Below are 15,048 nucleotides of genomic sequence, written 5' to 3'. Positions count from 1 at the left end.
TACTTACAATAACTGACTATACTGTGAGAGACGCAACACGAAAAAGGTAGGAAGAATCGATGGCATCATGGAGCGATACTCTGCGCCATAGATATAGGCTTTATTGTCAGCATTCTTCTTGTATTAAAGAGGAGTGTTAGCATGAATACACGCTCTGATATGGTGTGTTATAAAAAGTTTCCCCATGCCGCTTATAGCATTGAGATTGTGGGCTCTACACTTATTAGTGAATTAGTCGGTCAATGGTCTACTGAAATATCAAATAGCTATATTGCTGATGTTAAGCAGGAAGTATCGTCAAAATTTAATAAGCGTTGGCTGCATATCGTGTTATTGGATAAGTGGGATTTGACCACATTTGATGCCATGGACAAGTTTACCGAATACGGAATATGGTGTTACGAAAAGGGTGTTAAAGCAACGTTTTATGTATACCAAACTAACCCCGTCAAACGATACCAACTGGCTAAAATGCTACCCGAACGAGCCAAAGATTACGTCAGCTTTCACGTGCTGAGTATCGATGACGCGTTTCTCTACGCCTCTGAAAATGGTTTTCTTGATGAGCCTAAGCCAAATCAAACAATTAAAACACTGAATGCCTGACATACCCCTGCCTTTGCAGCAGTAAGTCAGGCTCCTGTGTGCAACTAAGAATGTGCATATGAGTGATTGCCCCGCATATCAGAAGGTGAAAGGTACAATCATTTACTGGTTCGACACTCGGCCAGTAGGGTAGGAAGCCCGGCACTGTTTTCTTGCTCAAGTCTTACATCAAACTTCCACAATCTATGAAGATGACGCATAACCTCACCTTTGGAGTTTCCTAAGGGAATACCATGTTGAGGAACGTAGCGAAGGGTTAAAGACCGATCGCCTCTTACATCAACGTTATATACCTGAATATTAGGCTCCAAATTACTCAAATTATATTGGGCGGAGAGCTTTTCTCTAATGGTCCGATAGCCGTTCTCATCGTGAATAGCACTGACGCTTACATAGGAATTACTCGCGTCGTCCTCTAAGGCAAATAATTTGAAATCTCGCATTAGCTTGGGTGACAAAAACTGACTAATAAAGCTTTCATCTTTAAAGTTGTGCATGGCGAAATGCACGGTTTCAAGCCAATCTTTACCAGCGATAGTTGGCAAGTATTCATAATCTTCTTTGGTGGGAGACTGGCACACCCGTTTGATATCCATGAACATCGAGAACCCTAATGCATAAGGGTTGATACCAGAATAGTATGGGCTGTTGTAATCGGGCTGCATGACTACGCTGGAATGACTGTGCAAAAACTCCATCATAAAGCGGTCGCTGACTAATCCCTCGTCGTACATTTTATTTAGAATGTGGTAATGCCAAAAACAGGCCCAGCCTTCATTCATTACTTGAGTTTGTTTTTGTGGGTAGAAGTACTGAGATACCTTGCGCACAATGCGCACAATTTCGCGTTGCCAGGGTTCTAACAGTGGCGCATTCTTTTCAATGAAATACAGTAAGTTCTCTTGTGGCTCGGAAGGAAAACGTAGGGTGTTTGTATCTTTACTTTTAGGGTTGTCCGGCAAGGTTCGCCACAGCTCATTAACCTGTGACTGCAAATACTGAGCACGTTCTTCTTGACGGGTTTTCTCTTCCTGAAGCGATATTTTTTGTGGCCTTTTGTATCGGTCTACACCGTAATTCATTAGGGCGTGACAAGAATCAAGAATGTTCTCAACTTCCTCTACACCGTGTTTTTGCTCACATTTAGAAATGTACTTCTTGGCAAATACCAAATAGTCGATAATGGAACTGGCATCTGTCCAGGTTTGAAAAAGGTAGTTACCTTTAAAAAAAGAGTTGTGGCCATAGCAGGCATGGGCCATCACCAACGCTTGCATGGTAATGGTATTTTCTTCCATTAAATACGCTATGCAAGGGTCGGAATTGATCACAATTTCATAGGCCAAGCCCATTTGGCCTCTGCGGTACTGTTGTTCGGTTTGAATAAACTTTTTACCAAACGACCAATGGGTATAGTTTAGCGGCATACCTATGCTGGCATAGGCATCCATCATTTGTTCGGCGGTAATAACTTCAATTTGGTTTGGGTAGGTGTCTAGCTTAAACGCTTTAGCAATACGGTCTATTTCTGTTTCATAGTCGGTCAGTAACGAAAACGTCCAATCTGGGCCATCACCTAATTTATGTTTTTGACGCGTTGCACTTACAGACATGGGCTAACCTCCTTGCGTACTCAACTGCTCGGTACGCTTGAATATTTCTCTGAATACAGGGTAAATATCATCCGGTGTTTGAATGTGTTTACATACTATATTGTCGAAAGATTGACTGACCTTTTCGTATTCTCGCCAAAGGGTTTGGTGTTGGCGTTCGGTTATTTCAATATAGGCAAAGTAGCGGGTGGCGGGTAATAGGTTATTAACTAAAAGTGAGCTACATAAAGGCGAATCATCGGCCCAGTTATCGCCATCTGACGCTTGAGCGGCATAGATATTCCAATTGCCATCGCTAAACCGTTCGCGAACAAGCTCGTCCATGAGCTTCAGTGCGCTAGAAACAATGGTTCCGCCGGTTTCTTGAGAGTAAAAAAACTCTTGTTCGTCGACTTCTTTCGCTTGAGTATGATGCCTGATATACACCACCTCTACATTTTCGTAGGTACGTGTTAAAAATAAATACAGTAGAATATAGAAGCGTTTTGCTACATCTTTGGTCGCTTGATCCATAGAGCCTGAAACATCCATCAAACAAAACATCACCGCTTTGCTCGTTGGGATAGGGCGCTTGTCGTAGTTTTTAAAACGTAAATCGAAGGTGTCGATAAAAGGGACTTTAGCCACTTTGGCTTTAAGTAGTGTGAGCTCTTTTTCAATCTCTTCAATGGCTAGTGCATTGTTAGTAGGCGCAGTCATTAGTATGGCTAACTGTTCTTCTAACTCTCTGATACGCTTTCGGGTAGAACCGGTTAACGCAATTCGTCTTGCCACCGATCCCTTAAGGGAACGAACAATGTCTAAGTTACTCGGCACACCGTCAGTTTGATACCCAGCACGATAGGTTTCATGTTGAATCACTTTATCAAACTGCGTTTTCTTTAAATTAGGCAGCGCCAAGTCGTCGAACAAAATATCTAAATATTCGTCTTTTGAGATGGAGAAAACGAATTCATCTTCTCCGTCGCCGCTATTACCCGCTTCCCCTTCACCAGAACCGTGACCCGCGCCACCTGGTGGGCGGTCAATTTTATCGCCTGCAATGAATTGGTCATTACCGGGGTGGACAATATCTCGCTTGCCCCCTTTTCCGGTATGAAATACAGGTTCAGAAATATCGCGAGTAGGAATGCTTACCTGCTCGCCCGAGTCTAGGTCGGTAACAGAACGTTTACCAACAGCATCGGTAACAGCACGCTTTATCTGTTGTTTGTAGCGTTTAATAAAGCGCTGTCTGTTTACCGTGCTTTTGCCTTTACTATTAAGTCTTCGGTCGATGAAATGCGCCATAACCACCTGCTTGTCATAGGGTGAACCACGAGTAAATAGCCCATTATGAGGCTTTACGAACTCGTAAATACCACTCACACAATAGTCTGACTTGCTTTTGTGTATAGCCTTTTTCCGTCATTCGATTTACAAAGTCGTCATGCTTTTTCTGTTCGTCGGCCGACCCTTTTGTATTAAACGAAATAACTGGCAGCAAATCTTCCGTGTTGGAAAACATTTTCTTTTCAATCACAGTGCGTAATTTTTCATAACTCGTCCACGATGGGTTTTTACCACCATTGTTGGCTCGTGCACGAAGTACGAAATTCACTATCTCATTACGGAAGTCTTTAGGGTTGCTAATTCCCGCAGGCTTTTCGGTTTTCTCAAGTTCAGCATTTAGCGACGCGCGGTCAAAAAGTTGACCGGTTTCAGGGTCACGATACTCCTGATCTTGGATCCAAAAGTCTGCATAGGTGACATAGCGGTCGAAAAGATTCTGCCCGTATTCTGAGTAAGATTCTAAATACGCGGTCTGAATTTCCTTACCAATAAATTCAACATATTTTGGTATCAGATAGCCTTTTAAGAACTCTAAATATTGCTCACTTAAATCAGGTGGAAATTGTTCACGTTCAATCTGCCTTTCAAGCACATAAAACAAATGCACAGGGTTGGCAGCCACTTCTTGATGATCGAAGTTAAACACACGGGATAGTATTTTAAAGGCAAAGCGAGTGGACAACCCTTCCATGCCTTCATCTACGCCTGCATAGTCGCGGTATTCTTGGTATGACTTCGCTTTAGGATCGGTGTCTTTCAAGCTTTCCCCATCATAAACCCGCATTTTTGAGAACAAACTCGAGTTTTCAGGTTCTTTTAATCGAGATAGCACAGTGAACTGCGCTAAGCATTCCAAGGTATCTGGTGCGCACGGTGCCCCTTTAAGTTCACTGCTATCTAGCAGCTTACGGTAGATATGAATCTCTTCACTTACACGCAAACAGTAGGGCACTTTAACAATGTAAACGCGGTCTAAAAAGGCTTCGTTATTCTTGTTGTTTCTGAAGGTTTGCCATTCTGACTCATTTGAGTGGGCTAAAATCAGGCCATCGAAAGGCAACGCTGAAAAGCCTTCCGTAGGATTATAGTTACCTTCTTGGGTGGCAGTAAGTAGTGGATGTAGCACTTTAATTGGCGCCTTAAACATTTCTACGAATTCCATCAACCCCTGGTTCGCTTTACACAGTGAGCCTGAATAGCTATAAGCATCTGGGTCGTTCTGTGCGTATTGTTCTAACCGGCGAATATCTACCTTACCTACCAAGGCTGAAATATCTTGGTTGTTCTCATCGCCAGGTTCAGTTTTCGCAATACCCACCTGATCAAGCACAGAAGGGTAGACACGCACAACTTTAAATTGAGTAATGTCACCATTAAATTCGTGCAGACGCTTACGTGCCCACGGCGACATAATGGTTTTTAGGTAGCGTTTAGGAATACCATATTCTTGCTCAAGTAGATGTCCGTCTTCTTCGGCGTCAAATAAGCAAAAAGGGTGGTCATTTACCGGAGAGCCTTTAATGGTATAAATCGGCACATGTTGCATCAGTTCTTTTAAACGTTCAGCTAACGACGATTTACCTCCACCTACAGGCCCCAATAAATAAAGAATTTGTTTCTTCTCTTCTAACCCCTGTGCGGCATGTTTTAGGTAAGAGACTATTTGCTCAATAGCTTCTTCCATACCATAAAATTCATTAAACGCGGGGTAGCGAGAAATCACGCGGTTTGAAAATATGCGACTCAGTGCGGGGTCCGTCGCGGTGTCTATCATTTGAGGCTCGCCAATGGCACTGAGCAATCGCTCAGCAGCATTTGCATAAGCTGCTGTGTCGTCCTTGCAAATCTCAAGGAACTCCTCAATGGTAAACTCTTCCTGCTTTCGTTCTTCGTATCGGTTTTGGTAATGTTCGAAAATACCCATGAATACCTCTTAAAAAAACGGTTGCCCGTAATTTCAGCTTAGTCGGTATTTAGAAATAGGAAACAAAAATCATAGTAAACTTTTGTATAGACGTGAAATGTTTGATCTAACGAAAAATGGAATTTTTTCGTTAAAATTGAGTCAAATACCCCCATTAGTATTACTTAAAAGTCTGTATATTATTAAATAATGGGCATAAAAAAACCCGCCTAAGCGGGTTTTTGAATTTGTCTGAAAATGATTACGCGAAGTTCGCGCTAGCAAATTCCCAGTTAGCAAGTGCCCAGAAGTTTTCTAGGTACTTAGGACGTACGTTACGGTAATCGATGTAGTAAGCGTGTTCCCAAAGGTCAACCGTCAATACAGGTGTAAGCTCGTCACCAGAAATTGGTGTTTCGGCGTTACTTGTATTCACGATGTCTAGAGAACCGTCAGCCGCTTTAACTAACCAAGTCCAGCTAGAGCCAAAGTTGTTCACTGCTTTATCATTGAATGCTGCTTGGAAGTCAGCGAATGAGCCCCATTTTGCATTAATTGCGTCAGCTAGTGCACCAGTAGGTTCGCCGCCGCCATTTGGACTTAAGCAGTTCCAGTAGAACGTGTGGTTCCAAACTTGTGCTGCATTGTTGAAAACGCCACCTTCAGAAGACTTGATGATCTCTTCTAGGCTTTTGCTTTCCAAATCAGTACCTTCAACTAAACCGTTTAATTTAGTTACGTAAGTAGCGTGATGCTTGCCGTAGTGATAGTCCAGCGTTTCAGAAGAAATATGCGGTTCAAGTGCATTTTTTTCGTATGGTAATGCTGGTAATTCAAAAGCCATATCGGTCTCCATGTTGGTTTAATGTTTTTTAAACAACGTTAATTTAAGCTCGCAATGCCTGTTCAACGAGCCTGTATAAATACTTTATCTAAGATGCTTATTTTATAATAGCAAAAGCATGCTGTAGATGTAGGGGCAAATTTGTATAACTCAATGACAAATTTATGAAAATTCTAAATTCTTGTCTAGTTATAATAATTGCCTTTCAAATCCCCATATCATGAATGCTAGGTTATGCTGCGTAGCCGCTACTTTGCAAACGATAGAAACGAGAGTACTGATAGTAAGTAATATCAGCATTGGATATAAGATCACTTTCATCTTACCAATGCGACTACGCTATATAAGACTACTGCTATCCACAATTGTCGTGGGCACCACGGGTTATATAAATATCCCTTTCAGATGCGGTGAGTATAAACCCATGAAAGAAACTATGATAATATTACCCTTGAATTCTACACGCTCATTCCCACTTATAGGGAATAACTTTTCCGCTGAGAGGACCTGATGGATAACACTGAAACTCAATCCACCGTAGACAGAATTAAGCAACAAATTGAAGAAAACCCTATTCTTTTATATATGAAGGGTTCTCCTAAACTGCCAAGTTGTGGTTTTTCTTCACAAGCATCACAAGCACTAATGGGCTGTGGTGAACCGTTTGCGTATGTAGACATTTTGCAAAATCCAGATATTCGCGCTGAACTACCAAAGTATGCGAACTGGCCAACTTTCCCGCAATTATGGGTAGACGGCGAGTTAGTTGGTGGTTGTGACATTATCATGGAAATGTTTCAACAAAACGAATTGCAGCCGTTAATTAAAGAAACGGCAGAGAAACACAAGACTGAAGAATAAGATTAGAAAGCCGGCAATTAGCCGGCTTTTTTGATTAAAACCCCGCAAAATCACACCACTTTCAATTCCCGTAAATACTAATAGACAGACCAGAAAACAAAATCCTCTATGGTTTGAAAATAAATAATTATTTTGTCCAAAAACGTTTGTTTTATAAGAGTTTACATCTTATAAAACGTGGGTGCTGACAAGTATATGGTCAGCGTTAAAGGTATAAAATAACTATCACTCGCTGCACTTATTACGTTTATGAAAGCGTAGAGGTGACAGGGGGAAAATCCCGGGAAACCACTATGAATACATCTTTGTCTTTATTGACCAAACACGTTCGAGGCGTACTTGCTGCGTCAGCGGCATTTTCTGTTATGGCCATTGCGCCAGTGCACGCCCAAGAGGCGGCAGATGCAGCAGAAGCGAACGCAGAAGATTATGAACAAATCGCCATTGTAGGTTCACGCGCAGCGCCACGTTCTGTCGCTGAATCTGCGGTACCTATCGATATTATCTCTGATGAAGAGTTTAAAAATCAGGGTGCCACCGATGTTGTCTCTATGATGCAAACGGTTGTTCCGTCGTTTAACGTTAACGACCAACCTATTAATGATGCATCTACCCTAGTTCGTCCTGCTAACCTTCGTGGTATGGCATCAGATCACACGCTTGTGCTAGTAAACGGTAAGCGTCGTCACCGTTCTGCGGTAATCACATTTCTAGGTGGTGGCTTGTCTGATGGTGCACAAGGCCCAGATATCTCGGTTATTCCAGCAGCGGCATTAAAGCAAATTGAAGTATTACGAGACGGCGCTGCGGCGCAGTATGGTTCAGACGCCATTGCCGGTGTTATTAACTTCGTATTAAACGATGCGTCAGAAGGCGGCTCATTTGAAGCTCGCTACGGTTCGTATTACGAAGGTGACGGCGACATGATTCAGCTGTCTGGTAATATTGGTATGCCGTTATCTGATAAAGGTTTCATTAACCTTTCTGCAGAATACCGTACTGCCGATGATACTTCTCGAAGTGTTCAGCGTGATGATGCAGCTGCGTTAGTCGCTGCTGGCAATACTTTCGTTGCCGACCCTGCACAAATTTGGGGTTCGCCTGAAATTAAACACGACTACAAACTTTTCGCTAACCTAGGGTTAGAGCTAAGTGATACCGCAGAAGCCTATATGTTCGGTAACTTCGCTGAGCGTGAAGTGGAAGGTGGTTTCTACTACCGTAACCCGCACACTCGTGGCGGTGTTTACGCGGCTGATGACGGTTCCCTATTGGTTGGTGACTTAACCGACGACCTTTCAGGTAACTGCCCTACCGACATCATCCCTGGCGACAACGTATTAACTAACGAACGCTACATCAATGAAGTGGCTAATAACCCCGATTGTTTTGCGTTCAACGAAATATTGCCAGGTGGTTTCACACCGCGTTTCGGTGGAACGGTTACCGATATGTCATTGGTATTCGGAACCCGTGGTGAATTAGCGAACGACATCACTTATGACGTAAGTTTGAACTTAGGTGAAAACGAAGTTGATTTTGTTATCAGCAACACCATCAACCCATCACTTGGTCCCGATACTCCGTTCGAGTTTAGCCCTGGTCGTTATACGCAATCAGAGCAAACCCTTGACGTAGATTTCACTAAGCCTTTTGAAATTGGTTTGTATGAGCCGTTATTTGTAGCAAGTGGTTTCCAATACCGTCATGAAAGCTACGAGAGTTTTGCCGGTGATACTGCATCTTATGAAATTGGTCCTCTAGCGTCACAAGGCTTTGGTATTGGTTCAAATGGTTTCCCTGGTTTAGCGGCAAACAGCCAAGGCTTAGTATCGCGTCATAACATCGCGTTCTACGTAGATGCAGAAGCGTACATCACTGAGACCTTTATGTTAGCGGGTGCTATTCGTTACGAAGATTACTCAGACTTTGGTGATACCACTAAAGGTAAAGTGGCGTTCCGCTGGCAAGCGCTTGAAAACATCGCGTTCCGTGGTGCTTTCTCAACTGGCTTTAAAGCACCTACATTAGGACAAAGTAACGTACGTAACGTAACCACAGCATTTGGTACTGATGGCAAGCTTATCGACCGTGCTACGCTTCCACCTACCGATCCTGTGTCACAGCTTAAAGGTGGTGAGCAGCTTACTCCGGAAGAATCTGAAAGTATTACCTTTGGTGTAGTGGCAGACTTCGATAACGGTTTGTTCGTTACTGCTGATTACTACAACATTGAACTTACTGACCGTATCAGTACCGCTTCTGGTATTGCGCTTACTGATGAAGATATAGCGATTTTGCTTGATCAAGGCATCAGTGATGCGTCTAGCTTTAGTGAAATTAGTTTCTTTACCAATGACTTCGATACCACAACCGAAGGTCTTGATGTGGTAGCAAACTACAGCATGGATATGTTCGAAGGCGAAACTAAGTTCTCGCTCGCGTACAACTGGACGTCCACCGAAGTAGATAGAGCATCTGATAATATTTCAGCTGAACGCATCCGCATGTTGGAAGATAACCTTCCGGCAGTACGCTACAGTGCAACAGCTAACCATACGAATGGTGACTGGCGCTTCCTAGCTCGCCTAAACTATTTCGGTAGCATCTATGAAGATCACCTAGATTCAGCACTACCTATCGATAAAGTAGGGTCTGAAATCACGATTGATTTGGAAATGGCTTATAACTTCACAGAAGAGCTGACCGTAACAGTGGGTGCGAAAAACGCGTTTGATGAGTACCCAGATGAAAACACGCAGTATGCAGGTATTGCAGGTTCGTTGTATCCGACTACGTCTCCCATCGGTATCAATGGCGGTTTCTATTACCTGAGAGGTGTTTACACTTTCTAAAAACGGAAACCAGGTAAAAGGAGGCGTTCGCCTCCTTTTATTTCTCTAAATGCTAAAAATATAAGATTTCATCGTGCAAGCAGACCAATAAATTGGCATGATGGTGAAATAACTGTAAGCAATTTGAAACACCTGCAAAATTTTAATATGACCAGAAAGTCGACAGTCACCGAATCCTTCTTAAAATATCGCGCAAAGCTAATGCGTGCGGTGAGTACTATTGTGGGTGCCGACGATATAGAAGACATCGTTCAAGAAGCATTCATAAAAAGTTATGAAGCTGAGATGAATCAAGAGATTCGCTTTGAACGCACGTACATGCTGAAAACAGCACGTAACTTAGCATTAAACCATGTTGCCAGAGCCGAAAATAAAAATAATCAGCCTATTGATGACATGGACATTTTACCCCACGAACTGGTGGGTTATAGCCTAGAAAAAAATGTAGAAAGTAAGGAGCGCTTCATCCACTTTTGTCGAGCGACAGATACATTGTCTGCGGATGTTAAGCGGGTATTTTTACTTAAAAAAGTATATGGCATGCGCCAAAAAGACATCGCAGAACTCGTTGGTTTAAGCGAGAGTACGGTAGAAAAGCATGTCGCTAAAGGATTAATGTTGTGCTCGAAATATTTAGCCGAGCTATCTAAAGATGACGCCCCCGTGCGCACATCTCGTAATGCGACTCAGGACATAAGCCGTAGTTAACATGAACAATATTCGTCAGTTTTCCAGCAAAGAAGATATCCAAGAGCAAGCCTGCTTGTGGATAAGCCGTCTCGATCGCGAACTTAGCGAAGACGAAAAAACACAGCTAGATGCGTGGCTTGCCGAAAGTCCAAATCATCGCAAGGCACTCATGGAGGCCGCAAGCTTGTGGGATGATATGTCAGTACTTAACGAGTTAAGTGGCTTGTTTCCTCGTCATCAGAACAAAACCGAATCCCATAATCGCCAAAAGCGCCGCGTGGGTATAGTTACTCAAGCTCGCATGAGCGTAGCAGCTGCGTTTTTAGTTATGACTATTGCGGTAGCTGTTGTGGTTGACCGTATTTGGCTAGAAGCGCCAGATGTAGTGGCGCACATGTCTGAGAAAATTGAAACCGGTATTGGTGAACAAAGAAATCTCGTGCTTTCAGATGGCTCTACACTGCTTTTAAACACAAACTCGCGTGTTACCGTCGATTTTTCTGACGATGTGCGAAACATTGTATTGCTAAAAGGCGAAGCGCATTTTGAAGTGGCGCACGATACCACGCGACCTTTCACGGTAACCGCAGGTAATAATACGGTTACCGCAGTGGGTACTGCGTTTAACATGCAGTATGTTGACGACAACGCTTTCGAATTAGTGGTAACCGATGGAAAGGTATTAGTTAAAGACAGATTTAGTGCATTCAGTAGTAACCAATCATTATTTTCCAAAACACCCGTTGAAGGCGAAGGCCTGCTTATGTTTGCGGGTGAAAAAGCGACAGTTAAAGGCGATGTTGATGCCCGTGAAAGCTTATCGCAAAATGATATCGATGATGACTTAGCATGGCAACAAGGCATGATTGTGTTTAAAGGTGAGCGCTTAGAAGCCGTGCTTGCTGAAATTGGCAGGTATACGCAAGTACATTTCCAGATTTCTGACGAGTCACTCAAAAGCCGCCGTGTGGCTGGCTACTTTAAAGTGGGTGATATCGATGGCTTGCTAGCGGCCCTTAAAAACAGTTTTAATATTGAATACGAGAAAGTATCTGATACCAATATTCAGTTATCGGTTTCCCGAAGCTAGTTTAATACTAGTGTAAGGGCCACTACAGGGCCATTAAAGAGCTAATTCGCAGATAACGCGCGATTGATGGTCAAAGGCAATGCTTCAAGGTTAATGCTTGTCTTATAAAAGCAATACACGTGCATTACTTGGCATAAGCTTAACTATTGTGACAATATAATAAAACAAATAATAAGTACGATTTCTCATCTTGCATCATTTGCGTTCGGCCAATTTTTCTCGTGCAGTAGTGCGCAGCTATAACAGTGTGCGCAAGGCAAGTATTTGCTTTGTGTTAGCCGTTTGTGCTGGTCCTATTCAGGGCGCATTCGCGCAAGAGCCCGAGTCTCAAGCTGGTCAACGTAGCAAACAAGAAAATGCGCCAAGCCCAATAAAGCAGTCTAATCAAACGGCCTTTCAGTTTTCAATTCCAGCCCAAGATGCCGATGACGCGCTAACAGAACTAGCAAAGCAAGCTAATACCACACTCTTATTTCCTTTCGACTTAGCGCAAACGGTTAAAACTAATTCTTTAGAAGGCAACTTCACCCTTAACGAAGCCTTATCAAAATTGCTTGATGGCACCGAGCTTGCTGTGGTGACTGACAGTGCTGGGCAAGTCAGTATTCGTTCTCGCAGTGATGTAGTTGCTCAAAATAGAAAAGACGAGGGTGAAGAGAGTGTTCAAGAAGAAGACACAAGTAATGCGCTTGAGCGCATTGCCGTAGTAGGGACCAGAAGTTCTCCTCGTAGTGTGGTCGAATCGCCCGTGCCACTCGATATTATTGGCTCAGAATCGTTACGTTCACAAGGCAACAGCGATGCCTTGTCGATGCTAAGCACCATGGTGCCTTCTTTAAACGTCAACGATCAGCCTATTAATGATGCTACCAGTTTAGTGCGACCTGCTAATTTACGAGGTATGGCGTCAGATCACACATTACTGCTCGTCAACGGTAAACGCAGACATCGCTCGGCAGTCATTACTTTTCTTGGCGGTGGCTTATCTGATGGCGCACAGGGGCCGGATATTTCGGTTATCCCTGCTTATGCATTAAAACAAATTGAAGTTTTACGAGATGGTGCTGCGGCACAATACGGTTCAGATGCCATTGCCGGCGTGATTAACTTCGTACTTGATGATAGTGATTCAGGTGGCAGCATCGCACTTAAAACGGGTACCTATTCTGAAGGTGATGGTGAGTTATTTCAGATACAGGCTAATAAAGGTTTTCGTTTAGGTGAAAACGGCTTCTTGAACGCCACGGTAGAATATCGACAGCAACAAGGCACATCACGCTCTGTTCAGCGTGATGATGCACAAGGCCTCATTGATGCGGGTAATAGGCTTATAAGCAGCCCTGCGCAAATATGGGGCGCGTTAGATGTTAACGAAGACATGAAAATGTCGGCAAATGCGGGGTGGGACATTGCGCCTAACTACGAAGGTTACGCGTTAGCAACTTATGCCCATCGTGAAATAAGTGGCGGTTTTTACTTTCGCAACCCACAAACCCGAGAAGGTGTCTTTTCTGAAACGAACGAAGAAACGGGCGAGAGTCGTTTATTGGTTGGGGATTTAGACGGTATAGGGCAGGGGATTAGATGCCCCACCATTTTCCTTGATGATACCAATGTATTGGATAACCCCGATTATTTGCGTATTGCCGATAATACCACCGCACTTGGTGCGAACTGCTTTGCCTTTAACGAGTGGTTTCCCGGTGGGTTTACCCCACAATTTGGTGGCACAATCACTGATGCCTCTGTATTTGCTGGCGTCAAAACGGAATTAGATAATGGCTGGGCGATGGATTTGAGTGCCAGTGTAGGGTATTCAGATATCGCTTATCGTTTATCTGGCACCGTTAATCCTTCTCTTGGGCCAGACTCTCCGCTCTCTTTTTCTCCAGGCTCAGTTAGCCAAGTAGAGCGTACGTTTAATCTTGATTTCGCAAAGCTAATTCAATCCGTATTTGAAGAGCCAATTAGTATTGCTATGGGCGCAGAGTGGCGCAGAGAAACTTACTTTCAAAAAGCCGGTGATGATGCCTCTTATGCCGCTGACTCGCTCGCTTTTGACCCCACAACGGGGGCATCGCAAGGGTTCAGCATTGGCTCGAACGGATTCCCTGGTTACCAGCCTCAATCTGCAGGGCACTGGAGCAGAAGTAATTGGGCGGTGTACATAGACTTGGAGTTTTTCTTAAGTGAAGCATGGCAGTTTGGTGTAGCCACCCGCGTTGAACACTTTACTGATTTTGGCTCTACCTTTGATGGCAAGCTAAGTACGCGATATAAGGTTAATGACTTATTTGCCCTTCGAGGCTCTATCAATACTGGCTTTAAAGCGCCGACGGTTGGTCAAAGTAATGTGATTAATGTCACCACGGCTTATAGCGCGAATGGACTAGAAGACCAAGCCACACTGCCGCCCACTGATTTGATATCACAACAGCTAGGTGCAACACCGCTCACTCCAGAAGAGTCGGTTAACTTTAGTTTAGGTGTGGTGATGCACGTAAGTGATACCTTTTTCGCAACCCTCGACTATTTTAATATCCGTTTAATGGACAGGATCAGTACCACGTCAGCAATACCGCTTAGTGAGGCAGACATCCAAGTGCTTAGTGCGAACGGCCGCGACGATGCGGCGAACTACAATGCCGCCAAATTTTTCACCAATGACTTTGATACCCAAACCCAAGGGGTCGATTTAGTGGTTCACTACGACTTCATGGTACAAGATTGGAAGCAGACATTGTTGTTAGCTTACAATTGGACAGACACACAAGTAGAGCGGGTGACCTTGTATCCCACCATGGTTGATGGTGAGATAACCTTAATGCCAAACCTGACAACGCAGCGCATTAGAATGCTAGAAGATAACTTGCCAGCACACAGAGGCAGTTTGACGCTCGAACAGTACATTGGTGACTTTAATTTTACGTGGCGGGCAAACTACTACGGCAAATATTACGAAGACCATCTAGATGCTTCTGCGGGAATGGATATTTATGGAAGCGACACGCTAACGGCAGATGCGCAAGTAGCATGGTTTTTTTCACCGTCGTGGGGAGTTACGCTAGGTGTGCAAAACTTATTTGATACAAAACCTGATAGCAATCCGTTTAGTGGGGAAGTAGGGGCTTTATATCCGCCAACATCGCCAGGGGGGATTAATGGCGCATTCTATTATTTAGGATTGGAATACAGTGTTGATTAACGACACAAAAGTTGATTGAAATAGAAGGTCAGATAAATTTTGGATAGAA

The 15,048-nt window shown here is 43.6% G+C and carries 10 protein-coding genes; 6 read left to right on the top strand and 4 right to left on the bottom strand.

All coding sequences use genetic code 11. The features are described from left to right. Nucleotides 1-141 precede the first annotated feature (141 nt). Nucleotides 142-606, top strand: a complete 465-nt coding sequence (locus tag AMBT_RS12450) for a hypothetical protein (RefSeq protein ID WP_013784982.1) — start codon at nt 142-144, stop codon at nt 604-606. A gap of 98 nt (nt 607-704) precedes the next feature. Here the strand turns inward: AMBT_RS12450 and AMBT_RS12445 are convergent, their stop codons facing one another. The 4 genes from AMBT_RS12445 to sodB form a co-directional block, all read right to left on the bottom strand. Continuing rightward, complete coding sequence (locus tag AMBT_RS12445; RefSeq protein ID WP_013784981.1) at nt 705-2,219, bottom strand: SpoVR family protein; 1,515 nt, start codon at nt 2,217-2,219, stop codon at nt 705-707. A gap of 3 nt (nt 2,220-2,222) precedes the next feature. After that, on the bottom strand, nt 2,223-3,509 hold the full coding sequence (locus AMBT_RS12440) for a YeaH/YhbH family protein (RefSeq protein WP_041452976.1): 1,287 nt from the start codon (nt 3,507-3,509) through the stop codon (nt 2,223-2,225). A 43-nt stretch (nt 3,510-3,552) separates the two neighbouring features. Further along, on the bottom strand, nt 3,553-5,475 hold the full coding sequence (locus AMBT_RS12435; protein ID WP_013784979.1) for a PrkA family serine protein kinase: 1,923 nt from the start codon (nt 5,473-5,475) through the stop codon (nt 3,553-3,555). A gap of 241 nt (nt 5,476-5,716) precedes the next feature. Continuing rightward, the gene (sodB, locus tag AMBT_RS12430; RefSeq protein WP_013784978.1) at nt 5,717-6,298 is read right to left on the bottom strand and encodes a superoxide dismutase [Fe]; all 582 of its coding nucleotides are present in this window, start codon (nt 6,296-6,298) and stop codon (nt 5,717-5,719) included. Between the two features lie 510 nt (nt 6,299-6,808). Between sodB and AMBT_RS12425 the strand changes: the two genes are divergently transcribed. The 5 genes from AMBT_RS12425 to AMBT_RS12405 all read left to right on the top strand — a co-directional run bounded on the left by AMBT_RS12425 (nt 6,809) and on the right by AMBT_RS12405 (nt 14,999). Then, complete coding sequence (locus AMBT_RS12425; protein ID WP_013784977.1) at nt 6,809-7,159, top strand: Grx4 family monothiol glutaredoxin; 351 nt, start codon at nt 6,809-6,811, stop codon at nt 7,157-7,159. Between the two features lie 293 nt (nt 7,160-7,452). Next, nucleotides 7,453-10,014: a TonB-dependent receptor plug domain-containing protein gene (locus AMBT_RS12420; protein WP_013784976.1), complete on the top strand. Its 2,562-nt coding sequence runs from the start codon at nt 7,453-7,455 to the stop codon at nt 10,012-10,014. Nucleotides 10,015-10,161: 147 nt separating this feature from the next. Further along, a complete protein-coding gene (locus tag AMBT_RS12415) occupies nt 10,162-10,722 on the top strand; it encodes an RNA polymerase sigma factor (RefSeq protein ID WP_013784975.1) in 561 nt (186 codons plus the stop codon). 1 nt (nt 10,723) lies between these two features. Continuing rightward, the gene (locus AMBT_RS12410) at nt 10,724-11,794 is read left to right on the top strand and encodes a FecR family protein (RefSeq protein WP_013784974.1); all 1,071 of its coding nucleotides are present in this window, start codon (nt 10,724-10,726) and stop codon (nt 11,792-11,794) included. A gap of 370 nt (nt 11,795-12,164) precedes the next feature. Further along, nucleotides 12,165-14,999, top strand: a complete 2,835-nt coding sequence (locus AMBT_RS12405; protein WP_041452975.1) for a TonB-dependent receptor — start codon at nt 12,165-12,167, stop codon at nt 14,997-14,999. Nucleotides 15,000-15,048: the final 49 nt, after the last annotated feature.

This window comes from Alteromonas naphthalenivorans, assembly GCF_000213655.1.
Classification (GTDB): domain Bacteria; phylum Pseudomonadota; class Gammaproteobacteria; order Enterobacterales; family Alteromonadaceae; genus Alteromonas; species Alteromonas naphthalenivorans.
This window is presented reverse-complemented; position numbering and strand designations above follow the sequence as displayed.